Origin of the sequence: Enterococcus moraviensis ATCC BAA-383, assembly GCF_000407445.1 — a bacterium.
GTDB lineage: Bacteria > Bacillota > Bacilli > Lactobacillales > Enterococcaceae > Enterococcus_L > Enterococcus_L moraviensis.
The window spans coordinates 240,245-264,558 of sequence record NZ_ASWB01000005.1; the positions used below are offsets into that span (position 1 = coordinate 240,245).

Sequence of the window (24,314 nt, forward strand, 5' to 3'; positions counted from 1 at the left end):
GTTTAAACTGATACGCCAAGAGAGATTCGAACTCCCGACCGCTCGCTTAGAAGGCGAGTGCTCTATCCAGCTGAGCTATTGGCGCAAAATGTTAACGCAACAGAATTTATTATAAGGAAGATACATAACAAAGTCAATCATAAATTAGAAATAACAACAAAGTTTTTTTGAAAAGTAGTTTATAGGGGTAAATGACTAAGTTTTTATTGACTCTCGTTCTTTATTTTGATATAGTGTTAATGTTGTAATTGTGGACTCCACAGCTACAACCGCACAGAACAAGTTTTTAAGCATGACACTAGTCATCACTTGGGATGGCGAGTCTAAGTCTAGAAGAAGGAGGTGCTGTATAGCATGTACGCAATTATCAAAACTGGTGGTAAACAAGTAAAAGTTGAGGTAGGTCAAGCGATTTACGTTGAAAAATTAGACGTAGAAGCTGGCGAAAAAGTTGTTTTTGACGAAGTTATCTTAGTGGGTGGCGAATCTACGAAAGTAGGAGCTCCAACTGTAGCAGGTGCAACTGTCGAAGGAACTGTAGAAAAACACGGCAAACAAAAGAAAGTCGTGACTTTCAAATACAAACCTAAAAAACACACTCACCGCAAACAAGGTCACCGTCAACCATATACAAAAGTTGTAATCAACGCAATCAACGCATAATTCTTTTAAGTTGCATAGGAAAGAAGGCCTATCAATGATTAAAAGTTCTTTTAAACGAAATGGCGCAGGTCAAATCGTTTCTTTTGAAGTCTCGGGGCATGCAGAAGCTGGTCCATACGGCAGTGATATCGTGTGTGCAGCTGTGTCTGCTTTAACGATCAGCACCGTCAATGGTATTGATGCTTTAGCTGGATTTGAACCGATTGTCGAAACCAACGAAGATGAAGGTGGTTACCTTTATGTTGAGATGATTTCAAATGCCAATCAGGAACAAACGAACATTGCCCAAATTCTCTTGGAAAATCTTTTATTAGGTTTACAAGCGATCGAGCAAGAAAGTCTTGAATTTATTCAAGTCAAAACCATAAATGAAAAATAGGAGGTGCAGACTATGTTATTAACTATGAATTTACAATTATTCGCCCACAAAAAAGGTGGAGGTTCTACTTCCAACGGACGTGATTCAGAATCTAAACGTCTAGGCGCTAAAAGTGCTGATGGACAAACTGTTACTGGTGGATCAATTTTATACCGTCAACGCGGAACTAAAATTTACCCAGGAGCAAACGTAGGTATCGGCGGAGACGACACTTTATTTGCTAAAGTTGACGGTGTAGTACGTTTCGAACGTAAAGGCCGCGACAAAAAACAAGTGTCTGTTTATCCAGTAGCTCAATAATAATTGAAATAAAGGCTCTATCCCTTACTAATAAAGGGATAGAGCCTTTTTATTACATAAAAAAATGCTTGAAATAAAATCTAATCAAAAAGATATAACAGAACCATTGAACATTGAAATAAAGACATAAACCATCAGAATCACAATTAAAATCAGCGATAGTACAAGCGGAAAAACAGTTGCTCCCTTTTTCTTTTCCCAACTATAAGTCGCTTTTTTAGACTTACCACCAAAAATTGAAAATAATACTAAAATTAAAATAGCAATCAATACTATTTCCATAATAAGTCCTTGTTGTAAACGCATATCATTTACAAAGGTAAAACCTATATACATCATTTCTATTCTCCAATCATTTTAACTTTATTTTATCATAAAATAGCTGAAATAAACCAAGTCTATTGGTCTTTAGTAGATTGGAAGATTTCATTCGTTCTCTATTTTCTTTTCTTCAAAAATTATTTTTGGATTTTTCTCTAAAATTAAAAAATTTTAACTTACGAGAATTTTTTTTATGTGATAGCATAAACTCTGCTACAAAAATTAAAGGAGAGTGTTTTATGCCACAAAATAAAAAAGAAGGCTTATTTTTCACAACAATTGTTTGTTTCTCAATGGTGATTTCAATGAGTGCGTATAATCTTTTGTTACATGGTCAATTTTCATTAGGTAACTTATTTGGAGGGTTAGTGCCAGGTTTTATCGTTGCTTTTTTCTTTGATGTTTTGGTTGTTTCGATACCAGCTAAGAAAATTGCTTTTGCATTGCCAGTTAATAAAGAGAAAAAGCTTCATATGATTATTGCGGTTTCGAGCTGTATGGTTTTAGGAATGGTCTTTTTTATGTCAATGTATGGTGTTTTTATGCAATTTGGGTTCACAGAGAACTTTATGAGCTATTATATTGGTGCATTTTCTAAAAATTTGATTATGGCGTTGCCGTTACAATTACTGGTCGTTGGCCCAATTTGCAGAATGATTTTAAGCATGAGTCGCCAAACTAGTTGGTTAAAAGAAACGAATAGTTAAATAATGAAAAAGAATAGTATGAACCAACTCATTGGTTTGTATTATTCTTTTTTTACTATTTAAGAGAAAATCAGTCCAAAAGAGGGTCTAGCTTTTCAAATGTAGTGTAAAGTTGTTATAATTAGTAGAATTTTAATTAACAGGAGGCCTTCAATAATGGAAATACATGAGCGAATTGTCAGGTTATTAAATTCTAGTACAGTATTTTTGATTTCAACAATTGATAAACGTGATTTTCCAACGGTTATTACTGTTTCTGAACCGCTGTGGAGAGAAGGGTTATTAAAATTACAATTTTATTTGGATGGTAATGGCGAGACAGTTAAAAATATTAAAGCTAATCCAAATGGCTCTGTTTGTTGTTATGAAGAAATTGAACATGAAAGTTTGCTTTTAAAAGGAAAATTTACGATTGAGGAAATTGAATCACGAGAAGCGATCGAACCTAAATTATCAATGTACCAAAAAGAATTAAATCACTCTGCACCAGTTTTAGTTAATTTTGAAACTTGGACTGCAAGGATACATATGGATAAAAAAACAAAAGATATTATTGTGTAGTACTGAAAAATAAGAGTTAAAAAGGAGTGGAGAGGATATGTGATCTCTAGTCCTTTTATTTTTGCTAGTAAAAACAGTATTTTTAATCAAATTTAAGTCACTTTCGATTTTTCTTAATATATCTTCATTGTTTATTCGAATTTTTTTATGGTTGCGTTAAGTTTTTTGAGGTATAGTTCAATCATTAACAATTAGTAAAAAGAAAGGGGGAATGGTGATGTACGCTGTAAAAGTATTGCATGGCTACATTGGTGAGGACGGACAACGTACAAGGGATAAAAATCGTGTTCGAATCTTTCTTAATAGAAACTATGCAAAGCAATTCGCTGATAGGATCGGTGGACGAGTAAAGGAACTTAGATAAAGTAACAACTTACAGGAAACGAGTAGCCCAAAATATGTTTATTTTGGGCTACTCGTTTGTATTAGGGCATTATACATAGAGATCAAAAACAGCGATTTCTGGAGGTACTCCAAAACGTACAGGAATTTTTGTAGTTCCTAAACCTGTATTGACATATAACCTCGTATCATTTGCCAAGTCGTAAAAACCTTCAACATATTTTTCAGCCATGACATTTTTGATTGTAGTGAAGGGAAGTCTAACTTGACCACCATGACTGTGGCCAGATAAAATCAACTGGATATTATGATCAAGTAACTCATCGGCTTTATCAGGTTCATGACTCAATAAAATAGTATAGTCACTTTGACGGGCTGCTAGGGCATCTGCAATCAGTGGGTTTCCAAGCATGGAATCATCTAATCCACTGATATAAATCGATTTTTCATTTGAAACGGGAACATTAACGCCTGCATTTTCTAGTAATTGAAAGTCTGCTGCTGCCAAAATTTCTGGATAAACACGAGCAGCTCCGCCACCGTAATCATGATTGCCCCAAACCGCATATTTTCCTAAGGGGGCGTTCAAGCGGCTTAATGCGGCAATGACTTCTTCAGATGGACCATATGTTGCGTAGTTATCAAATAAATCACCAGTAAATAAAATAATATCAGGATTTTCATTGTTAACCTTTGTTACGATTTTTTCTAATTGTGAAGCGGGATAATTTTTTTGGATATGGATGTCAGAAAGTTGAACAACTTTAACTGGTTTTTGACCATTGTTTTGTCCCATTATGTAGTGATGTGTGACAATTCTCTTTGGTTCTATAAAAAAGGCATACAGAACGATGCCGACAATAGTTAATAACACTAAATAAAAGAAATATCTCTTTTTCATTCGCAACCTCGCTTTCTTTATTTATTATAATGGAAAAAAATTAAAAAAAGGTAAAACGTCATTTAGTACGTAAAAACTTTAGAATAAATTACAGGTTATAGGTATTCAGTTTTTTTCAAAATCATTATTTGCTATAATAGAGAAGAACTTATTTTGGAAAGAAGGATGAAAAAATGATGGTAAGAGTAAATAAATTGAGAGAATTAATGAAAAAAAATGATCTTTCTGGTTTTTTGGTTACAAGCCCGTACAATTTACGCTACTTAACAAATTTTACTGGGACAACAGGTTTAGCAGTAATCACATTGGACAAAGCCTTTTTTGTAACTGATTTTCGTTATACAGAACAAGCAGCTGCACAAGCGCAAGGATTCGAAATCGTGCAAAATACGGGTCCGATTTATGATGAAGTTGTTGCGATTTCGGAAAAAGAACAACTAGCTAATTTAGCGTTTGAAGAAACATTTGTTAGTTTTGCAGAATACAGTTTATTAGAAGAAATCATTCCTTGCGACTTGATTCCAGTAGCTGGTTTGATCGAAGAGTTACGCGAAGTTAAAGATGAAGAAGAGATTGCGATTATCGAAAAGGCATGTAGTATTGCAGATCTTGGCTTTAAACATATTTTGACAGTGATCAAACCAGGTATGTCAGAGATTGAAATTGCCAACCAATTAGATTTTTATATGCGTTCTCTAGGCGCTTCGGGTGTCTCTTTTGAAACGATCGTTGCTAGTGGTGTGCGTTCAGCAATGCCTCATGGTGTAGCAAGTGAAAAAATTATCGAAAAAGGTGATTTGATTACGTTGGATTTCGGTTGTTATTATCAAGGTTACGTTTCGGATATGACTAGAACGTTTGCCATAGGTGAGCCAGATAGTAAATTAAAAGATATTTATCAAATCGTTTTAGAGGCGCAATTAAAAGTATTGGATGAAGCAAAGCCAGGGTTAACTGGGATTCAACTTGATGCAATTGCTCGTGATCATATTGCCTCTTATGGATACGGTGATGCATTCGGGCATAGTACTGGTCACGGAATTGGTTTGGAAATTCATGAAGGACCGAATGTTTCATTTAGAGCAGATCAACAATTTGTCCCTGGAAATGTGATTACGGATGAACCTGGAATTTATCTGCCGGGTCTTGGTGGCGTTAGAATTGAAGATGATCTAGTGATTACGAAAGAAGGAAACCGAGTGTTGACCCACTCACCGAAAGAATTAATAATAATATAAAAATAGTGAACGAAAAAACGGTACAAGCTACAAATGAATCTACTCTGTAAAGATAAACCGTTTTCCAGCTATTTTCTCATAGTTTTTTTTGTAGCGAAACAAGTAGATTAATGATAAACTAGGGAAGAATGGAAACGTAGATAGGTAAATGGATTATGACGGAAAGTGTCACGTTAGACAATTCCTAGTTTTCTGTCGGAGCTGAACGAGCACGCTCTACTTTTGCTTTGAAACACAGTGAATAAAATGAATGGATGTTAAAAAGTACAAAGTGCAGCGAAGCGGAACATGGTTACCTATATTATAAGGAGGATTAAAATGACTGAAGAAAAAAATCTAGTGATCAATACAAAAGATTCTTTAGGCGAAATCGTTATCGCACCAGAAGTAATTGAAGTCATTATTGGTATCGCAGCATCTAAAGCAGATGGTGTATACGGTATGCGTGGGACGTTTGCTAACAATGTAACTGAGTTTCTTGGCCGTGCGGCTCACGGTAAAGGTGTTTATTTAAGAACAGAAGAAGAAGGCTTAAAAGTAGATATTTACTGTTACTTAAATTACGGTATTTCAGTACCGAAAGTAGCATTAGAAATGCAAGATCGTGTGAAACAACAAGTGTTGTTCATGACAGATATCGATTTAGTTGAAGTGAATATTCATGTTGTAGCAGTAGTTCCTGAAAAACTACCTGAACCTGATTTTGATGAATTATTCCCGGAAGATGAGGGCGAAAATGAGTAAGCCAAGTTTCACTCGTCATGAGATTCGTGAAAAAACGCTTCAAGCGTTATTTCCTTTAGATTTTAATGTTGACTTAACAAAACAAGATGCGATTTCTTATGCATTAGAGTTAGATAATCAAGAAATCATTAGTGAAGATGGGGAAGAATTTGTCCCAACTTATTTAGATTTATTGGTAGGCGGCGTTTGTGATCGAAAAGCAGAACTAGACGAGATCATAAAAAAACATTTAGGGAATAACTGGTCGATCACACGTATCGCTAAGATGGATTTGATCATTTTGCGTATAGCTATTTTTGAAATGCTTTACGTTGGTGATGTACCTAACACAGTTGCTTTAGATGAAGCGATTGAACTAGCTAAAAAATACAGTGATGATCGTTCAAGAAAATTCGTTAACGGTGTTTTAGCCAATGTAATGAAAGACATTGATTCAAAGTAGAAATACTTTGAATCTTTTTTGTTGTGAATCACTACGACTGGCTCAGACAGAGTAGATGATGAACAATACTTGGCGACCGAAGGGAGAGAAGTAACCGTACTAGAGAATCACTACGCTGCACTTCGATCTCATTGTTGTAAATCACGAAGAACAAAGTGATTCGATGATGCACAATACAAGGTGTCTGAAAGCCAACTTGCGTCCTTAAAGCTCTAAGAATTGAATCACTACGACTGGCTCAGACAGAGTAGATGATGAACAATACTTGGCGACCAAAGGGAGAGAAGTAACCGTACTAGAGAATCACTACGCAGCGCTTCGATTTCATTGTTGTAAATCACGAAGAACAAAGTGATTCGATGATGCACAATACAAGGTGTCTGAAAGCCAACTTGCGTCCTTAAAGCTCTAAGAATTGAATCACTACGACTAGCTCAGCCAAGGTAGCTTTGGTGACTAAAGAGAGAGAAGTTTCATCAATAGACAATTCCGAGTAGATAAAGATTAGAGAGTGTTAAGACTAGCTGAATTATGCTAAAATAAGAGAATATAGATAAAAAATGAGGAGTGAGCTTAATGGGAGAGTTGATCAACGGTCGTGAACTAGCAGATAAAATGCAAGCGAAAATCAAAGAAGAAGTAGAAGAACTTGAAAAAAAAGGGATTCGTCCAGGTTTAGTTGTTTTACTAGTTGGTGAGAATCAAGCAAGCCAAACCTATGTAAAAAATAAAGATTTGGCGGCTGCTAAAATTGGGATTCGTTCAAAAATTGAACGTCTGCCTGAAACGATTTCTGAAACGGACCTACTTTCAGTGATTGCACAATACAACCAAGATCCAGATTACCATGGTATATTAGTTCAGCTTCCATTACCAAAACACATTGATGAAGAAAAAGTCCTATTGGCTGTCGATCCTAGCAAAGACGTGGATGGTTTTCATCCAATGAATATGGGGCATTTGTTTATCGGAGAACCAACAATGATTCCGTGTACACCATATGGCATCATGAAAATGTTTGAAGCGTACAACATTGATCTAGAAGGAAAACGAGCGGTTGTGATCGGACGTAGTAATATCGTTGGTAAACCTATGGCGCAATTAATGATGATGAAAAATGCGACTGTTACGATCGCTCACTCAAGAACAGTTGATTTACCAGCTGTTGCGCGAGAAGCGGACATTTTGGTAGTTGCAATCGGTCGAGGGCATTTTGTGACAAAAGAATTTGTAAAACCTGGGGCTGTCGTGATCGATGTGGGGATGAATCGAGATGAGAATGGCAAATTGATCGGTGATGTGAAATTCGATGAAGTTTCAGAGCTTGCAAGTTTCATTACGCCTGTACCAAAAGGCGTTGGACCAATGACGATCACAATGCTAATGTATCAAACGGTGGAAGCCGCTAAAAAACAAAAGTAAGGTGAGAAGATGGAGCAGCACTATTTAACAGTTACAGCTTTAACAAAATATTTAAAACGCAAATTTGATGCTGATCCATACTTGGAACGGGTTTATTTGACTGGTGAAATTTCCAATTTTCGTCTACGTCCGAATGCGCATCAGTATTTTAGTTTAAAAGATGATGGTGCGAAGATTTCCGCAATCATGTTTAAATCCGCTTTTCAAAAGTTGAAATTTCAACCAAAAGAAGGAATGAAAGTTCTTTTGGTAGGTCGTGTTTCTTTATATGAGAGCGGTGGCTCTTATCAGATTTATGTAGAGCATATGGAACCAGACGGCGTGGGTGCATTATATCAAGCTTTGGCAGAATTGCGTGAGAAGTTAGGTAAAGAAGGCTTATTTGAAGGGCCTAAAAAAATGCTGCCAAGGTATCCTAAACGAATTGCGGTCGTTACAAGTCCAAGTGGTGCAGTTATCCGAGATATTATTACAACCGTAAAACGAAGATATCCGATTGCGCAGCTTGTTTTGTTTCCTACATTAGTACAAGGAGATCAAGCTGCTGACGATATTGTGCGCAACATTCAGCGTATTGAAGAAATTGGGACTTTTGACACGATGATCATTGGTCGTGGTGGCGGGTCAATTGAAGATTTATGGCCATTTAATGAAGAACGAGTGGCTAGAGCAATTTATCAGGCACATACGCCAATTATTTCATCAGTAGGACATGAGACAGATGTAACGATTGCGGATATGGTCGCGGATGTTAGAGCAGCTACACCGACTGCAGCTGCTGAATTAGCAGTCCCTGTTTTAAATGAAGAATTACTAAAAATAAAAGAACGACAAACTCGTTTGGAACAAAGTTTCTTGTATCAATTACAACAAAAAAACGATCGTTACCAACGATTGAAAAATTCATATGTATTCAAACAACCAGATCGTTTATATGAAGGTCAAACAATCAAATTAGATCGAATCACACAACGGTTGATTCAATCAATGGAAACTGTTTACCATCAAAAGCAGAGAACCGCACAAAACATTATTGCCCAGTTTAGACAGCAAACACCTCAAGGACAAATCAGAGAAGGACAACAGCAACTAAAGTTTTTGAACCAATCGCTTCATGACCGGATGGAACGATATATGAAAGATAAAGAAAAACAATTTACTTCTGCTGTTCAACAATTAGATTTATTAAGCCCATTAAAAATCATGGGTCGAGGATATAGTTATACAACTAAAGAACAACAAGTAATCAAATCAGTTAATGAATTAGCACCAAAAGAAAAAATCCAAATCCATTATGTGGATGGGGTAGTAGATACGGTGATCGAAAAAATAACACCTGCTGAAGAGGAGTAAAAAGATGGCTAAAGAAAAAGTAATTGAGAAAACATTTGAAGAATCACTCACTGAATTAGAAGAAATCGTTCAACGTTTAGAGCGTGGAGATGTACCTTTAGAAGAAGCGTTGGCCGCTTTTCAAGAAGGGATGGTTTTAAGCAAGCAATGTCAAGATACATTGGAAAAAGCTGAAAAAACATTGACTAAAGTAATGACAGAAAATAATGAAGAAGTAGCTTTCGACGAAAGTGAGGCTAATTGATGGAAGCTTTCACTGAATTTCGTGAGCAAAGTTTACCGCTTATTGAAAAGGAAATGGAAAATTTTATCAATGAATACACATCGAATAAGCGCTTGAAAGAAGCAATGTTATACTCGATTCATGCCGGAGGCAAACGATTTCGTCCTCTTTTAGTTTTAGCTGCGATTTATGCCTTTAATAAAGAAGTGACAACGCATGATTATCAAGTCGCCGCTGCTTTGGAAATGATTCATACTTACTCGTTGATTCATGATGATCTGCCAGCAATGGATGATGATGATTTGCGACGTGGCAAACCAACAAATCATAAAGTGTTTGGTGAAGCGCATGCGATTTTAGCTGGAGACGGGTTGCTGACTGCGGCGTTCCAATTAGTAGCAATCAGTCAAATTGAGGCAAATCAAAAAGTGTTGTTGATTCAACTATTAAGTAAAGCCGCTGGAACACAAGGAATGGTTGCTGGACAAGCAGGAGATTTACAGGGAGAGCAACGCTCGTTATCACTTAACGAATTGGCTGACGTCCACGAAAAGAAAACAGGTGCTTTGATCGAGTTTGCGCTTTTAGCTGGGGGAATTTTAGCTCAGCAGCCAAAAGAAGTTGTCGATTTATTAGGCAGATTCGCACAACATTTAGGTTTAGCTTTCCAAATTAAAGATGATCTCTTAGATGCAACAAGTTCGGAAGCAGAATTAGGGAAGAAAGTTGGACGTGACGAGGTTTTAAACAAAAGTACCTACCCAGGTTTATTAGGGTTAAACGGTGCAAAAGAGGCTTTAGAAGAACAATTATCACTAGGAAATGGTATCTTAGAATCAATAAAACAAACAAGTCCAGAATTTCAACCAGATTTATTACGAGAATTACTAGAACAATTGCGATTAGGATAGAAAGAAGGCACTTATGAAAAAAGAGCGCATAGATATTTTAGCGTTTACTCAAGGATTATTTGAAACAAGAGAAAAGGCCAAACGTGCAGTAATGGCAGGGCTGGTTTATAACGATAAAAACGAGCGATTAGATAAACCCGGTGAGAAAATATCAGTAGAGACACCTCTTCAAGTGAAAGGCCAAACATTACAGTATGTTTCCCGCGGTGGTTTGAAATTAGAAAAAGCGTTAGATGTATTTGAAATAGATGTGACAGATAAAACAATGTTGGATATTGGTGCTTCAACAGGTGGTTTTACAGATGTAGCGTTGCAAAATGGTGCTCGATTAAGCTATGCACTAGATGTTGGCTACAATCAATTGGCTTGGAAAATTCGCCAAGATGAACGCGTTGTTGTAATGGAACGTACGAATTTTCGATATAGCACACCAGAAGACTTTCATGAAGGTGCACCTGATATTGCAACGATTGATGTTTCATTTATTTCGTTGAAATTGATTTTACCACCATTGCATAAGATTTTGAAACCAGGTGGAAAAGTGGTTGCATTGATCAAACCTCAATTTGAAGCAGGGAAAGAATTAGTTGGTAAAAAGGGAATTGTTCGAGAGCCTGCGACACATGAATTGGTTTTAAATGATATTCTTTCGTTTGCACAAGAACATGGGTATGCAGTCAGTGGATTAGATTATTCACCTATCACTGGCGGAGAAGGAAACATCGAGTTTTTAGCTTATTTGACGTCGAAAGAAGAAGAGCAAGAGAGAGAGCTTTCAGCGGAGATTTCATCAGTGGTTGAAGCTGCTCATAAAACGCTAAAAGGCTGATCAAAGAAAGCCGTAGAGAAGAGACATTTTTTTATTGAATAAAATAATAGATGATAAGACTGAGAGAAAGCGTTGGGCGTTTTGATCTAGTCTTATTTTTTATACTTTCAAAATGAATAAAAATACGCTATGATAAAATGGACATAAATCGAAAAGTAAGTGCGTATACTCAATAAAATAGGACTGAGAAATAGACAATGGACGAAAGAATAAACTTACTAAGAAAAGGAGAGAATAGTTATGAGGAAAAAAGATCGGCATCGCTTGATTACTCGTTTATTAGCTGATAAAAATATTCAAAAACAAGAAGACTTTGTAACCTATCTCCAAGAAAAAGGTATCGAAGTGACACAAGCAACGATCTCTCGTGATATCAAAGAGATGAAGCTAATTAAAGTACCGTCTATAGATGGCGGATATCGATACAGTATCCCAGCCGAAACAAAAGAAGATACATCTGTGAAGCTAGAGAAATTGATGAAAGATGCTTTTGTTTCAGTCGACCAGATGGAAAAGCAAGTTATTTTGCGTACTATACCAGGGAACGCTGCAGCAGCATCTAATTTAATAGAAAAGCATTTTAAAGAAATTGTTTTCGCAGCACTTAACGACGATGACAGTGTGTTGATTATCGCTAGAACTGAAAAAGATGCTGAATTTCTAAAAAATGAATTTTTCCGATATTTATAAAATCGAGGTGAATAAAAATGCTTCAAGAACTTTCTGTAAAGAATTTTGCGATCATATCGTCTTTGCAATTAGAATTCCAAATGGGAATGACCGTTTTAACTGGAGAAACAGGCGCGGGTAAATCCATTATTATCGACGCGATGGCGCTATTGACTGGAGGTCGAGGGTCGAGCGATTATATTCGCCAAGGGGCTTCAAAATGCACCTTGGAAGGTCTCTTTACGATGCCTAAAAATCAAGAGTTGGTAAACCTTCTCGAAGAATTAGGAATTGAGACAGATGAAGAATCGATCGTGATCCAACGAGATATTTCTACTTCTGGTAAAAACGTATGTCGTGTGAATGGACGAATTATCAATATTGCGAATTTACGAAAAGTCGGTGAATTTTTAGTTGATATTCATGGTCAAAATGAACATCAAGAATTGATGCAAAGTGAAAAACACTTAGGGATGTTAGATGATTTTGGTGGGAAAGAATTAGCGAAGATCAAAGAGCGATATGAAGCAATTTATTTAGAATACCGTATGATCGAAAAGAAAGTTAGAAATCGACAAAAGAATGAGAAAGAGTTCGCCCAACGTATGGATATGTTGCAGTTTCAAAGCGATGAAATCGCCGCGGCTGAACTTGTTTTAGGTGAAGAAGAGGTATTGATCGAAGAACGTAACAAGCTAGGGAATTTTCAAAAAATTGCGGATGCTTTGGCTACGAGCTATGAAGCGGTCAATGGAGATGGAGATAGTAGTTTAGACAAGATTGGATATGCAATGAATGAATTGCTGTCGATTGAGATGCTTGATCCAGAATATAAGGCAATATCTGAAGCTGTTCAAAACAGTTATTACCTTCTCCAAGAAGCGAGTGGGGATCTTTCACGACATATCGACAGTTTAGAACTGGATGAAAATCGACTGAATGAAGTAGAGATGAGACTTGAATTGATTCGTCAGTTGAAAAGAAAATATGGGGAATCAATTGAAACGATTCTTGATTATTACCAAGAAATCTCACAGGAGTTAGCGGATGCCGATTTTCTCGAAGGTCGGACAGGTGAGTTGGAATCCTTACTTGTTGAAAAGAAAAATCAAGTGATTGAAAATGGACTGAAGTTACGAGACGTCCGAAAAAAAATTGCGAAAAAATTAGAAAAAAACATTTTAAAAGAACTCAAAGAGCTTTATATGGAACGAACGATCTTTGATATTCGTTTTACGGAATTACCAGAAGAACAATTCAATGAAGACGGTTTTGATCAGGTCGAGTTTTACATTACGACGAATCCTGGGGAGCCATTGAAACCTCTCGTAAGAGTTGCCTCTGGAGGAGAACTTTCTCGTGTGATGCTAGCATTAAAAACAATTTTTTCAAAATCTCAAGGAATCACGAGTATTGTATTTGATGAAGTGGATACAGGTGTGAGTGGACGAGTGGCACAGGCGATAGCAGATAAAATCTATCAAATCTCTGAGAATTCACAAGTGTTGTGTATTACTCATTTGCCACAAGTTGCGGCAGTTGCTGACTACCAGTATTTTATTAAAAAAGAAATTATTGGTGAACGAACAGAGACGAAGGTCCTTAGGTTGAAACAAGAGGAACGAGTTGCTGAAATTGCGCGCATGTTATCAGGAAGTGAAATCACAAAACTAACGACTGAACATGCAAAAGAGTTGTTGAATATGGCTGGAAATGATCGAAGAAATTAAAAAGAAAGAGTTTTAAGAGTCAAAAAAATGGGAAGAAATGGATGTTCAACATCCGTTCCTTCCCATTTGCTGTTTATTTAGTTGATTATCGTAAACTCATTATAGCAGTCAATATTGTTGAGCCAGCAATGGCAATCAGCATCAACCAAACAACGACTTTAGTGACTTTTGAAAAAGTGCTTGTCTTTTTATCGTTCATTGATTATACACATCCTTATTCTTTACTTTCTCTAGTTTAACTCCTTTTGCCCAAATCAGCAACTAGAAATTTTACAAAAGGTTTCGTTTTTTTAGCCGATGTATCACGAAAATACATGTTCCGGTCGTGACAACAAAGATCCAAAAGAAGGCATCTTCTCGATTTGCAAAGGGTAATTTAACATTCATACCAAAAATGCCGCCAATGATTGTAGGGATTGTTAGGACAATTGTTAAGGAAGTCAAAATTTTCATCACGTTATTCAGATTATTTGAAACAATTGCTGAAAACGTATCACTGATTTTATCCACAAGTTTTAACTGGATTTTAGTTGTTGTGGCTGCCTGTTTTGTTTCAACAAGAATGTCATGTAGTCGTGGTAGATGGGCTCTGGGATCTTTAAAAATTTTAGCACTGTACAACATATTTAGCACTTCTAAATTAGAGTTGATCGCAGATTCAAAATAAACTAAACTTTTTTGAATATCCATTATTTGATAGAGCTGACTATTTTCTGTGGAAACTTTTAGTTCCCCTTCGAGTTTATTTGTTTCTTTGATCAATTCTTTTAAAAAACGATTGTAGCACGTTGAAATATGCCAAGATAAATATAAAATAAGTGTTTCTTGGATCGGTAACTCAATATCAGGAAAAGGGGTTCCTAACGCTTTTTTTAAGAAATCAGCAGAGTTGTTGATAACGGTAATCACTTTTCCGTCTGTTGTTAAAATAATGGCAAATGGAAAAGTGTCTAGCTGCATGTAGCCACTAGGACTGACAGTGGCGTGTGGGTATTGAACTAGCATTAAAGCAGGTTCTTCTAAAACGTTTTGATGAAGACCCTCAAAACGAGAATTTTCATCATCATCCAGCACACCTGTGATATAATCTTTAGGGAGTTTATAAGTTGTGACTAACTGATCGATTTCTTCGTCAGTTGGCTTTTCAACAGCAAGCCAAATTGTGTCTTTTGTATCAAATCTGGATGGAACAAACTGTCCATTTTCTATTTTTAAATAATTGATCAAAATGCCACCCCGTTCTATTATAAATCTACTTCACTCTATTATAATAGAAATGGCGGTTTTTTGGGGAGCAAAGCCCTTAGAAATTAGTATTATTTAGGCATGAACTTTTAAACGAAATGAAACATCAGTGTAAAGAAAATAAAGTATAGTTAATAAAGCGTGTTACGAAAGGAATTGTTAGTAAATGGTGTCGTTTTCAGTCATTATGCTTTTTTGGTATGTTTTTCCAGTAATTGTTTTATTTGCGTGCAATTTTATCATTTCAACGTTCTCATTGACAGAGCGTTTTAAGGTAAAAGCACCTGATATCTCAATTCCATTTTTGTTCATAGGATTAAATGAATTATCAAAAGATAGTTATGGACAATCGATTGTTCCGTATATGGTCATTTCTGTTTTGTTATTGGGCATTTGCGTAGCAGTTTTTCAAGCATACTATTACGGTGAGATTCTTTATGGCAGGTATTTTAAAATGTTTTGGCGATTAGTCTTTCTTTTGAGCTTGATTTTATATGCCGTACTTATTTTATTGAATATCGTTCATTATTTTTCATAAAATCAAATGAGGTGGTGGGGAGAATTCCTCCACAAAGCCCCACCATTTTTATTTGTAATATTTTTCTGAGAAATCCAACATAGAAATAAGAAAGAAAAACTGTTTAAAAAACTATTGCATAGGTATTGATACCGCTTTTCTAAAAAAATATCCTGCAAAATGAAATATTACAAACTTTTTAAATAACCATTAAAAGAAAGAAGATTCACTGTTTTTGGTGGTAGAAAGTGGCGGGATGTGGTAGACTGTTTCTATCAAGTGGAAAAGTGGGGGAAATTGGCTATGTTTATGGGTGAATTTCAACATAATATAGATGCCAAAGGCCGACTCATTGTACCAGCTAAATTTCGTGACCAATTAGGTGAGAAGTTTGTGGTTACTAGAGGAATGGATGGCTGTTTATTTGGTTATCCAATGTCCGAATGGGAACAATTAGAGGAGAAATTAAAAGAAATGCCTCTGGCCAAAAAAGATGCCCGCACGTTTGTCCGCTTTTTTTATTCGGCCGCAACTGAATGTGAAATCGATAAACAAGGCAGGATTAATATCCCGTCTACGCTTCGAACACATGGCAGTTTGGAAAAGGCTTGTGTGATCATCGGTGTTTCAAATCGAATCGAGATTTGGGATGAAGCCCGTTGGCAAGAATTTTCTACAGAAGCTGAAGAGAATTTTGATGAAATTGCAGAAACAATGATTGATTTTGGTTTTTAGAAAGAGGAGCATTATGACAGAGGAATTTCAACACTATACTGTTTTACTAAAGGAAACAGTTGATGGCTTAAATGTGAAAAAAGACGGCATCTATGTCGATTGTACATTGGGCGGAGCAGGTCATAGTGAGTACTTACTCTCACAACTAAGCGAACAAGGTCATCTGTACGCATTTGATCAAGACCAAAAAGCATTGGATTTTGCAGCACAACGTTTAAAAAAATATGTTGATAAAAACATGGTGACCTTTATTAAATCGAATTTTCGATATTTAAAAGAAGAATTGATGCATTTGAATATCCATCATGTTGATGGCATTTTATACGATTTGGGTGTTTCTTCCCCTCAGTTAGATGAAGCTGAGCGTGGATTTAGTTATCACCAAGATGCACCACTTGATATGCGAATGGATCAAGAGGCTGAGTTGTCTGCGTATAATGTCGTGAACGAATATACTTATCATGAATTAGTAAAAATCTTTTTCCGTTATGGCGAAGAAAAGTTTTCTAAACAAGTCGCTAGAGAAATCGAGCGAGTGCGTGCAAAAGCACCAATCGAAACCACTGGTGAACTAGTAGAAATTATAAAAACAGCAATACCGGCGCCGGCTAGACGAAAAGGCGGTCATCCAGCGAAACGAATATTTCAAGCAATTCGAATTGCGGTAAATGACGAACTTGGCGTTGTAGAAGAATCATTAGAACAAGCCATTGCTTTATTAAACAAAAAGGGACGAATCAGTGTGATCACCTTTCACTCTTTGGAAGACCGGATTGTAAAAAGCATGTTTAAGGAATATAGTACAATGCAAGATCTCCCGCCTGGGCTACCTGTAGTACCAGACGAGTTTCAACCAGAATTAAAAGTAATCACTAGAAAGCCGATTTTACCAGGTGAGACTGAATTGGCTGAAAATAATCGCTCACGAAGTGCAAAGTTAAGAATTGCCGAAAAAGTTAAATTAAACATATAAAGAAAGGGGTACCGACATGGCTGAGTTAAAAAAAATGGAAGATTTTCAATATGATATTCCAGAAATGGATGAACCAGTCATTGGTCTAGAGAATGAACCTAAAGTTCAAAGAAATATTGACCTACCCCAATCTCCGAAAAGGAAGTTGAGAAATATCTCACTTTTAGAAAAGGCAATCGGCTTTCTATTGTTAGTAGCGATTATTGGAATAGCAATTCTCACCATTCAAGTACGTACGTCTATTACACAAATGACAAACCAAATTACTGAAACACAAGCAACAATCCAAGACAAAGAAGAATCAGCTTTGAAATTAGAACAACAAAAAAATGAATTGTCAAAAGCAGATCGTATCAAGGACGTTGCCAAAAGCAAAGGTCTTTCTGATAACTTTGAAAATATAAGGAAAGTGAAATAGATGAGCAAAAAAAATAAAATAAAGAATTTTGTCAAAAAGAAGAACTTAAATCCAATGAACAATCGTAAAAAAGTAGGCATTATTTTATTTGCTACGAGTATTGGATTGTTCTTTTTATTTGCCTTTAGATTAACCTATATTGTTGCTGTGGGAAAAGTTGCAGGCGTTTCGTTGCCAGAGAAGACAGCAAACCTTTATCAAGGAAGCAGTGTTGTTAAAGCAAAACGAGGAGCCATTTTGGATCGAAACGGTGTAGTGATTGCAGAAGATGCAACGTCCTATTCTGTGTATGCCATTTTGTCGGAAACGTATTTAGGCGAAGAAAATAAAAAGCTTTACGCGCAGAAAAAAGATTTTGATGCGTTAGCAGAAATCTTGGATAGAAACACAGAGTTGTCCAAAGATGAAGCGCTGAAATATTTAAATGGTGGCGTAAATGAAGACGGAACAGTTAAGTTTCAAGTTGAGTTTGGGAATAGAGGCAAAAATATTACTCTAGAAACGAGACAAAAAATTGAAGAGGACTTGAAGAAAAGTAAACTTGCAGGACTTTATTTTGAAGGACATCCCGCTAGGATTTACCCAAATGGAGTTTTTGCTTCTCATTTTATAGGCTATACTGATTCAGTTGATGCAGAAGATGATTCAAAAGGTTTAGTTGGGAAAATGGGGATAGAAGAATCCTATAATGATGTGTTAAAAGGACAAGATGGTAAGATCGACTATGAAAAAGATGTTTACGGCAACCCGCTTCCTGGAACGATTGCCAGTGAAAAGAAAGCTGTCGATGGGAAAGATATCTATACAACGATAGATAGTCGGATTCAAAGTCAATTAGAATCGTTAATGGATCCAGTTTTAGAAGAATACAAACCAGAAAACATGACAGCGATGTTAATGAAAGCAAAAACAGGTGAAATACTTGCTATGTCCCAACGTCCTTCATTTAATCCTGAAACAAAAGAAGGAATAAAAGAATGGCGTAATCTTTTAGTAGAAGATCGATTTGAACCAGGGTCAACTATGAAACTTTTTACCTCAGCAGCAGCAATGCAAGAAGGTAAATTTAATCCAAATGCGACATTTGCTTATCCAGAAGGCGGCTATCCATTAGATGATAGAAAGGTAAATGATCATGATTTTGGAGTTGTAGGCCCATTAACATTTCGTCAGGCTATTTCTTGGTCTAGTAATGTAGGTATGCTTACTCTAGAACAAGCGATGGATCCGAGTGGTCAAGTATGGAAAAGTTATTTAGAAAAGTTTGGTTTTGGAAAATCAACAAAATCAGGATTAGCTGGTGAATCTGCCGGGGAACTTCCAGGAGATAACTGGGTCGATATAGCGATGTCATCATTTGGTCAAGCCATTTCAGTTACGAATTTTCAAATGATGCAGGCATATACTGCCATTGCAAATGATGGTTCTATGTTGAAACCACAATATATCAGTAAAATCGTGGATAATAAAACGGGTGAAGAAAAAGTAACACAACCAGAAAAAGTTGGACAACCCATTATAACTCCGCAAGCAGCAAGCGATATTCGGACATATATGATCGATACAGTAGAAGATCCTAACTATGGTATTGCGTACGATGTCTACAAAGTACCCGGCTATCACGTAGCCGCCAAAACAGGTACAGCTCAGATCACTGGAGAAGGTGGGTATATGGCTGGTTTAACAGATTACACATATTCTGTTGTGGAAATGGTGCCAGCAGATAATCCAGAATATATTTTATATCTTACAATGCAAAAACCTCAAACGTATACGAGAGACGCACTTGCGAAAATTGCTAATCCGTTGATGAAAGTCGTAATGGACTCGATGGATAGTGACTCAGCTACAACTGAAGATGTGGCGAAATAAATGAAAAAGTAAACCAATACGAGTTGAATAATTAGGAGAGATATCATGGAGTGGACACAAATTTTTATTCCCATAGTATGTAGTTTTGCTATAACGGTGGCGGTGATGCCGATGTTTATCGGTTATTTCCAAATGAAAAAACAAGGACAAACAACGCGTGAAGATGGGCCAACTTGGCATAACGTAAAAACAGGTACGCCAACGATGGGTGGTTTGGTATTTTTAGTTGCAAGTTTTATCACGTCACTATTAGTGGGATTATGGAAACAAGAACTCACTCCTTCTTTACTGATTATTTTATTCATCTTAGTTCTTTATGGTTTATTAGGATTTTTGGATGATTTTATTAAAGTGTTCAAAAAAAGAAATATGGGGTTAAATTCCCGTCAAAAATTAATAGGCCAAATTATTGGTGGTTTAGTTTTCTATTTTGTTTATCGATCTGAAGGCTTACCTGATACATTAGATTTGTTTGGTATCGTCACATTACCATTGGGGATTTTCTATGGCGTATTCGTTATTTTTTGGCTGGTAGGATTTTCGAATGCTGTGAATTTAACAGATGGTATCGATGGTCTAGTAGCCGGTTTAGGAACGATTTCATTTGGAACGTATGCGATTATTGCATGGAAACAACAACAATTTGACGTTGTGATCATTTGTTTAAGTGTGATCGGTGGCTTATTGGGTTTCTTCCCATATAACAGAAAACCTGCCAAAATCTTTATGGGAGATGTTGGTTCACTTGCTTTAGGCGGACTTTTAGCAGCTATTTCTATTATCTTACGACAAGAATGGACATTGTTATTGATTGGACTTGTTTACGTTTGTGAAACAGCAAGTGTGATCCTACAAGTCACGTCATTTAAATTATTCGGTAAACGTATTTTTAAAATGTCACCGATTCATCATCATTTTGAGATGTGTGGTTGGTCTGAATGGAAAATCGACATCGTTTTCTGGCTGACAGGAGCTATTTGTTCAGCTATTACGTTGTGGATCGTACTTTAAGTATTTAATGACTTGACACTGCCTAGCTTGCAGAAGTAGTTCTTATGAAAAGTAGACGTCTTAAACGGGCACTAAAACTTTCCAAATTCAGATGTTGAACTTTCTATAGAGCTAGACACTTCATTCAGCTTTTCTAAAGATAAGGAGAATTTATAATGAAAAAAATTACAGATTATGAAAACAAAAAAGTTCTTGTTCTTGGACTTGCTAAAAGTGGTGTTAGTGCTGCAAAGTTATTGCATGAGCTAGGAGCATTAGTGACAGTCAATGACTTTAAACAATTTGATCAAAATCCCGAAGCCCAAGATTTGTTAACCTTGGGTATTCGTGTTGTTACAGGTGGACATCCAATCGAACTTTTAGATGAAGATTTTTCGTTGATTGTTAAGAATCCTGGTATTCCATATACCAACCCATTAGTAGAAAAGGCAATGAGTATGGCATTACCCGTTCTTACTGAGGTAGAACTGGCTTATCAAATAGCGGAATGTCCAATCATCGGAATTACAGGAACAAATGGTAAAACAACTACAACGACAATGATTGGCTTACTTTTAAATGCTGATCGTAAAACAGGTACAGCACGTTTAGCTGGAAATATTGGATACCCTGCTAGTGAAGTAGCAGAAGAGGCTAGCGCAGAAGATGATATTGTTATGGAATTATCAAGTTTTCAATTGATGGGAATCAAAACATTTCGTCCTAAAATTGCTGTTATTACAAATATTTATGAAGCGCATTTAGATTATCATGGTTCGAGAGACGAATATGTAAAAGCAAAATGGGCCATTCAAGAAAATATGCAAGAAAGTGATGCTATTGTTTTGAATTGGAATCAGCAAGAATTGCAAGAATTAAGTAAAACAACAAAAGCTAATATTATTCCTTTTTCAACAAAGGAACAAGTTGACGGCGCCTACGTGTTGGGTGGGAAAATCTATTACAAAAATGACTACATTATGGAAACAATGGAGCTAGGCGTTCCTGGAAGTCACAATATTGAAAATGCATTGGCTGCGATTTGCGTTGCCAAATTAAAAGCTGTTCCAACAGACATAATTAGACAAACGCTAATGGTCTTTACAGGTGTTCCGCATCGCACACAATATGTTGGCGAGATAAAAGGTCGGAAATTCTATAATGATTCAAAAGCCACGAACATCCTTGCAACTGAAATGGCTCTGAGTGGTTTTGATCATTCTTCGCTTATTCTGTTAGCAGGCGGTTTAGATCGAGGCAACAGTTTTGATGAATTAGTTCCTTCATTAAAAGGAGTCAAAGCAATTATTCTATTTGGGGAAACAAAAGATAAACTGCACAAAGCAGCGGTCGAAGCAGGAATTGAAACAATACGATTGACAGAAAATGTCCAAACTGCTGTACAAGATGCCTATGATTTTTCCGTAAAAAATGATACTATTCTATTATCGCCTGCATGTGCAAGTTGGGATCAATACCCTAATTTTGAGCTACGTGGAGAGGCGTTTATCCAAGCAATGAACCAGCTAAAAGACATAGAAAAGTGAGATAATTATGAAAATATTAATAACAGGTGGCGGAACAGGTGGACACATCTATCCAGCATTGGCTTTTGTCAACTATGTAAAACAAGTAGAGCCTCAAACCGAATTTATGTATGTAGGTACCCAGTTAGGGCTAGAAAGTCAGATCGTACCGAAATATAATATTCCATTTAAGACGATAAAAATCCAAGGATTTCGACGTTCGCTTAGTCCTCAAAATTTTAAAACAGTTTATCTTTTCTTGAATAGTATTGGAAAAGCTAAAAAAATCATTAAAGAATTTCAACCAGATGTAGTCATTGGCACAGGTGGTTATGTATCGGGTTCAGTGGTCTATGCTGCTAAACAACTAAAAATACCGACAATTGTACATGAACAAAATAGTATACCTGGTATGACAAACAAATTTTTAAGCAAATATGCAACAAAAGTAGCGATTTGTTTTCCAGATGTAGCAGAGTATTTTCCAAAAGATAAAGTGATTTTGACTGGAAATCCGCGAGCCCAAGAAGTCGTAATGGTGGAAAAAACGAACATATTAAAAGAGTACGGTTTAGATCCAGCCAAAAAGACAGTGGTCATTTTTGGTGGAAGTCGAGGCGCCCTAAAAATCAATCAAGCATTTTGTGAGGCATTGCCGCTTTTTGAGCAAAAAGAGTATCAAGTTCTTTATGCATCAGGAGAGCGATATTATAAAGAATTACAAGAAACATTAAATCTTTCCGAAAAGAAATTGACAAATGTAAGTATCCAGCCTTATATTGATAAAATGGCAGAAGTTTTAGCGGCTGTCGATTTGATGGTTGGTCGAGCGGGAGCTACTTCCATTGCAGAATTCACAGCATTAGGCTTGCCAGCAATTTTGATTCCTAGTCCATACGTGACAAATGATCATCAAACCAAGAATGCTGAAAGTTTAGTTAAATCTGGAGCAGTCGAGATGATTGCGGATAAAGAGTTAACGGGTCAAAATCTAGTCGATACGATTGATGCGATTTTATTAGATGAGTCGCGTCGTCAATCAATGGCTGAGGCTTCCCAAAAAGAAGGCATACCAGATGCTGGAGAACGACTTTACAAAGTGGTAAAAGAGATAATTTGATAGGAGGTGTGGAAGATTAGTAAGAAAAAAGATGATCCAGAGGGACAAGGTGGTCAACAGCATGAGGATACTGAACACCTTGTTGAGCAAGATTTGACCCCGTGGCAAAAAGAAAATCTGGAATATATGAAAACTAAAGGCAATCAGCCTGTATGGAATCCGTCGATAGTCTCTGAAGAAAATGAAGAACCAGAGGGAGAAGCAGCTGAGGTTGATGAAGCTGACTCAGAAGAACCATTATTGGATGATTCCGAAGAAGAAAAACAAAAGAAAACTTACGAGTCTTTTGCAGACCGCTTACCAAAAATAAAAAAAGTACGCAATAAACTATTGTTTCGTCGATTAACGTTGATCGTTTCAGTTTTTTTGATTGCACTATTGATTGTACTTTATTTTGTTTCACCACTTAGTAAGTTAGGAAGTATTAGTGTGTCTGGAAATAAATCAGTGGATAGCCAAAAAATAATTGAGCAATCTAAATTAGAAAAAGGCGAGAGCTTATGGGAACAATTCGGAGACAGAACCATTTATGAAGAAAAAATCGAACGTCAGTTACCGCGTGTGAAACAAGCAACTATTTCATTAAATGGGCTCAACTCATTTAAAATTAAAATTGAGGAATATAAAGTCGTTGCTTTGGAGTCCGTAAATAAGGTGTATCATCCTATTTTGGAAAATGGAAAAATTTTACCAGAAGAAATGAAAGCACCTGTAAGTGGCATGCCAATTTTTCTGAATTTTAAAGATCAGTCAATCATTAAAAATTTAATGAATTCTTATAACAAATTACCTGAAAATTTAAAGCAAAACATCTCAGAAATTCGTTATACTCCGTCAGCAGCTAATAAAGAATTAGTCAATCTTCATATGAAAGATACGAATGAAGTGATTGTAAATATCTCTCAATTAGCAGAGAAAATGGCGTATTACGAGAAAGTAGCAAGCCAAATGGAGAAGCCAGGAATCATTGATATGGAAGTGGGAATTTTCTCATATCCCTTTAATAATGAAGAGGATGAGGAAAGCATAGAAGAATCTTCACAGCTAGTAGAATAAATTTAAGAAAAATAAAAGAATAAAATAGTAGAATCTGCTTTCTAAAAAGCCTATGTTTATGGTAAAATTGAAAGAAGTGAGTATTCATAAAAAAATATATATGTAAACGGACGTTTTTTGCCGTTTT

29 protein-coding genes, 1 tRNA gene and 1 other annotated feature are annotated in these 24,314 nt (G+C 36.3%); of the genes, 26 read left to right on the forward strand and 4 right to left on the reverse strand.

The genetic code is table 11. The features are described from left to right. Positions 1–11: 11 nt before the first annotated feature. Positions 12–85, reverse strand: a tRNA-Arg gene (locus I586_RS16610). A 172-nt stretch (positions 86–257) separates the two neighbouring features. Then, positions 258–335: a sequence feature (ribosomal protein L21 leader region), on the forward strand. A 19-nt stretch (positions 336–354) separates the two neighbouring features. On the opposite strand from I586_RS16610, the gene rplU reads away from it, so the two are divergent. Genes rplU through rpmA form a run of 3 tightly spaced genes read left to right on the forward strand, consistent with a single transcriptional unit; the run spans position 355 to position 1,342 of the window. Further along, a complete protein-coding gene (gene rplU, locus I586_RS16615; protein WP_010762829.1) occupies positions 355–663 on the forward strand; it encodes a 50S ribosomal protein L21 in 309 nt (102 codons plus the stop codon). A gap of 34 nt (positions 664–697) precedes the next feature. Then, complete coding sequence (locus tag I586_RS16620) at positions 698–1,042, forward strand: ribosomal-processing cysteine protease Prp (protein ID WP_010764015.1); 345 nt, start codon at positions 698–700, stop codon at positions 1,040–1,042. A gap of 12 nt (positions 1,043–1,054) precedes the next feature. After that, complete coding sequence (gene rpmA / locus I586_RS16625) at positions 1,055–1,342, forward strand: 50S ribosomal protein L27 (protein ID WP_010764016.1); 288 nt, start codon at positions 1,055–1,057, stop codon at positions 1,340–1,342. Between the two features lie 84 nt (positions 1,343–1,426). On the opposite strand, the gene I586_RS16630 is transcribed toward rpmA, so the two are convergent. After that, a complete protein-coding gene (locus tag I586_RS16630) occupies positions 1,427–1,681 on the reverse strand; it encodes a hypothetical protein (protein ID WP_010764017.1) in 255 nt (84 codons plus the stop codon). A 221-nt stretch (positions 1,682–1,902) separates the two neighbouring features. Between I586_RS16630 and I586_RS16635 the strand changes: the two genes are divergently transcribed. The 3 genes from I586_RS16635 to I586_RS17385 all read left to right on the forward strand — a co-directional run bounded on the left by I586_RS16635 (position 1,903) and on the right by I586_RS17385 (position 3,295). Beyond that, on the forward strand, positions 1,903–2,370 hold the full coding sequence (locus I586_RS16635; RefSeq protein WP_010764018.1) for a DUF2798 domain-containing protein: 468 nt from the start codon (positions 1,903–1,905) through the stop codon (positions 2,368–2,370). A 156-nt stretch (positions 2,371–2,526) separates the two neighbouring features. Further along, positions 2,527–2,931: a pyridoxamine 5'-phosphate oxidase family protein gene (locus I586_RS16640; RefSeq protein WP_010764019.1), complete on the forward strand. Its 405-nt coding sequence runs from the start codon at positions 2,527–2,529 to the stop codon at positions 2,929–2,931. Between the two features lie 217 nt (positions 2,932–3,148). Then, positions 3,149–3,295 (forward strand): hypothetical protein, encoded by a 147-nt coding sequence (locus I586_RS17385; protein WP_010764020.1) that lies wholly within the window; start codon positions 3,149–3,151, stop codon positions 3,293–3,295. Between the two features lie 69 nt (positions 3,296–3,364). Here the strand turns inward: I586_RS17385 and I586_RS16645 are convergent, their stop codons facing one another. Then, positions 3,365–4,174, reverse strand: coding sequence for a metallophosphoesterase (locus I586_RS16645; protein ID WP_010764021.1), 810 nt, complete (start codon positions 4,172–4,174; stop codon positions 3,365–3,367). Between the two features lie 173 nt (positions 4,175–4,347). On the opposite strand from I586_RS16645, the gene I586_RS16650 reads away from it, so the two are divergent. The 11 genes from I586_RS16650 (at position 4,348) to I586_RS17595 (ending at position 13,974) form a co-directional block, all read left to right on the forward strand. Next, positions 4,348–5,412 carry a M24 family metallopeptidase gene (locus tag I586_RS16650; protein ID WP_139242735.1) on the forward strand — a complete coding sequence of 355 codons (1,065 nt, stop codon included), beginning with the start codon at positions 4,348–4,350 and terminating at the stop codon, positions 5,410–5,412. Between the two features lie 318 nt (positions 5,413–5,730). Beyond that, positions 5,731–6,156 carry an Asp23/Gls24 family envelope stress response protein gene (locus I586_RS16655; protein WP_010764023.1) on the forward strand — a complete coding sequence of 142 codons (426 nt, stop codon included), beginning with the start codon at positions 5,731–5,733 and terminating at the stop codon, positions 6,154–6,156. Beyond that, positions 6,149–6,598, forward strand: coding sequence for a transcription antitermination factor NusB (nusB, locus tag I586_RS16660; RefSeq protein ID WP_010764024.1), 450 nt, complete (start codon positions 6,149–6,151; stop codon positions 6,596–6,598). The genes I586_RS16655 and nusB overlap by 8 nt, the downstream gene beginning before the upstream one ends. 576 nt (positions 6,599–7,174) lie before the next feature. Next, positions 7,175–8,020: a bifunctional methylenetetrahydrofolate dehydrogenase/methenyltetrahydrofolate cyclohydrolase gene (locus I586_RS16665; protein ID WP_010764025.1), complete on the forward strand. Its 846-nt coding sequence runs from the start codon at positions 7,175–7,177 to the stop codon at positions 8,018–8,020. A gap of 9 nt (positions 8,021–8,029) precedes the next feature. Then, on the forward strand, positions 8,030–9,373 hold the full coding sequence (xseA, locus tag I586_RS16670) for an exodeoxyribonuclease VII large subunit (protein WP_010764026.1): 1,344 nt from the start codon (positions 8,030–8,032) through the stop codon (positions 9,371–9,373). A gap of 4 nt (positions 9,374–9,377) precedes the next feature. After that, complete coding sequence (locus tag I586_RS16675; RefSeq protein ID WP_010764027.1) at positions 9,378–9,617, forward strand: exodeoxyribonuclease VII small subunit; 240 nt, start codon at positions 9,378–9,380, stop codon at positions 9,615–9,617. After that, on the forward strand, positions 9,617–10,507 hold the full coding sequence (locus I586_RS16680) for a polyprenyl synthetase family protein (protein WP_010764028.1): 891 nt from the start codon (positions 9,617–9,619) through the stop codon (positions 10,505–10,507). The genes I586_RS16675 and I586_RS16680 overlap by 1 nt, the downstream gene beginning before the upstream one ends. 13 nt (positions 10,508–10,520) lie before the next feature. Then, positions 10,521–11,336, forward strand: coding sequence for a TlyA family RNA methyltransferase (locus tag I586_RS16685; protein ID WP_010764029.1), 816 nt, complete (start codon positions 10,521–10,523; stop codon positions 11,334–11,336). Positions 11,337–11,576: 240 nt separating this feature from the next. Then, a complete protein-coding gene (locus tag I586_RS16690; protein ID WP_010764030.1) occupies positions 11,577–12,026 on the forward strand; it encodes an arginine repressor in 450 nt (149 codons plus the stop codon). Positions 12,027–12,043: 17 nt separating this feature from the next. Continuing rightward, a complete protein-coding gene (gene recN, locus I586_RS16695; protein WP_010764031.1) occupies positions 12,044–13,735 on the forward strand; it encodes a DNA repair protein RecN in 1,692 nt (563 codons plus the stop codon). Positions 13,736–13,776: 41 nt separating this feature from the next. After that, a complete protein-coding gene (locus I586_RS17595; RefSeq protein WP_010764032.1) occupies positions 13,777–13,974 on the forward strand; it encodes a hypothetical protein in 198 nt (65 codons plus the stop codon). A 31-nt stretch (positions 13,975–14,005) separates the two neighbouring features. On the opposite strand, the gene I586_RS16705 is transcribed toward I586_RS17595, so the two are convergent. Continuing rightward, a complete protein-coding gene (locus tag I586_RS16705) occupies positions 14,006–14,962 on the reverse strand; it encodes a magnesium transporter CorA family protein (protein ID WP_010764033.1) in 957 nt (318 codons plus the stop codon). A gap of 184 nt (positions 14,963–15,146) precedes the next feature. Here I586_RS16705 and I586_RS16710 point away from each other — a divergent pair, with 184 nt between their 5' ends. From I586_RS16710 to I586_RS16750, 9 genes are all read left to right on the forward strand, one after another. Then, on the forward strand, positions 15,147–15,518 hold the full coding sequence (locus I586_RS16710; RefSeq protein WP_010764034.1) for a DUF3397 domain-containing protein: 372 nt from the start codon (positions 15,147–15,149) through the stop codon (positions 15,516–15,518). Between the two features lie 282 nt (positions 15,519–15,800). Next, positions 15,801–16,232 carry a division/cell wall cluster transcriptional repressor MraZ gene (gene mraZ / locus I586_RS16715; RefSeq protein WP_010764035.1) on the forward strand — a complete coding sequence of 144 codons (432 nt, stop codon included), beginning with the start codon at positions 15,801–15,803 and terminating at the stop codon, positions 16,230–16,232. A gap of 13 nt (positions 16,233–16,245) precedes the next feature. Continuing rightward, the gene (rsmH, locus tag I586_RS16720; RefSeq protein WP_010764036.1) at positions 16,246–17,205 is read left to right on the forward strand and encodes a 16S rRNA (cytosine(1402)-N(4))-methyltransferase RsmH; all 960 of its coding nucleotides are present in this window, start codon (positions 16,246–16,248) and stop codon (positions 17,203–17,205) included. A gap of 16 nt (positions 17,206–17,221) precedes the next feature. Beyond that, the gene (ftsL, locus tag I586_RS16725; RefSeq protein WP_010764037.1) at positions 17,222–17,623 is read left to right on the forward strand and encodes a cell division protein FtsL; all 402 of its coding nucleotides are present in this window, start codon (positions 17,222–17,224) and stop codon (positions 17,621–17,623) included. Next, complete coding sequence (locus tag I586_RS16730) at positions 17,624–19,495, forward strand: peptidoglycan D,D-transpeptidase FtsI family protein (RefSeq protein WP_010764038.1); 1,872 nt, start codon at positions 17,624–17,626, stop codon at positions 19,493–19,495. Positions 19,496–19,540: 45 nt separating this feature from the next. Beyond that, positions 19,541–20,506, forward strand: coding sequence for a phospho-N-acetylmuramoyl-pentapeptide-transferase (gene mraY, locus I586_RS16735; RefSeq protein WP_010764039.1), 966 nt, complete (start codon positions 19,541–19,543; stop codon positions 20,504–20,506). Positions 20,507–20,661: 155 nt separating this feature from the next. Then, on the forward strand, positions 20,662–22,032 hold the full coding sequence (gene murD / locus I586_RS16740) for a UDP-N-acetylmuramoyl-L-alanine--D-glutamate ligase (RefSeq protein WP_010764040.1): 1,371 nt from the start codon (positions 20,662–20,664) through the stop codon (positions 22,030–22,032). Between the two features lie 7 nt (positions 22,033–22,039). Continuing rightward, the gene (gene murG / locus I586_RS16745) at positions 22,040–23,131 is read left to right on the forward strand and encodes an undecaprenyldiphospho-muramoylpentapeptide beta-N-acetylglucosaminyltransferase (protein WP_010764041.1); all 1,092 of its coding nucleotides are present in this window, start codon (positions 22,040–22,042) and stop codon (positions 23,129–23,131) included. A gap of 6 nt (positions 23,132–23,137) precedes the next feature. Next, positions 23,138–24,187 (forward strand): cell division protein FtsQ/DivIB, encoded by a 1,050-nt coding sequence (locus I586_RS16750; protein WP_010764042.1) that lies wholly within the window; start codon positions 23,138–23,140, stop codon positions 24,185–24,187. Positions 24,188–24,314 lie beyond the last annotated feature (127 nt).